This is a genomic window from Thermococcus sp. GR6 (assembly GCF_012027415.1).
Lineage (GTDB): Archaea > Methanobacteriota_B > Thermococci > Thermococcales > Thermococcaceae > Thermococcus > Thermococcus onnurineus.
Genome location: NZ_SNUM01000006.1, coordinates 1 through 400, shown reverse-complemented (window position 1 = coordinate 400; position 400 = coordinate 1). Strand labels below are relative to the sequence as shown.

Annotated in this window: 1 pseudogene; it reads left to right on the top strand. The window is 43.2% G+C overall.

The window, feature by feature from the left end:
• Positions 1–400 (top strand): annotated as a pseudogene (locus E3E32_RS10030) (peptide chain release factor 1); the annotation flags it as partial.

The following is a 400-nucleotide window of genomic DNA, read 5'->3' as shown; positions in this document are numbered from 1 at the left end:
ACCAAGGTTTTTCTGCCTCTTCTGGAAAAGGGGGAGCTTAAGGGTATTATTGTTGGTGGTCCGGGACCAACAAAGGAGGAATTTGTTGAAGGGGAGTATTTGCATCATGAGCTCAGAAAAAGGATTCTTGGAGTCGTGGATATAAGCTATCATGGTCAGTATGGTCTTAGAGAGCTTGTTGAAAAGGCAAGTGACATTTTAAGAGAGCATGAGGCTGTTAAAGAGAGGAAACTCATTCAGCAGTTTTTCAAGCACCTAGTCAAAGATACGGGCCTTATAACATACGGTGAAAAAGAGGTGAGAAATGCTCTTGAACTTTGAGCAGTGGACACGCTCTTACTAAGTGAAGGATATGACAGGGTTAGAGTAAGGGCCAAGTGTAACAATTGCGGATGGGAAG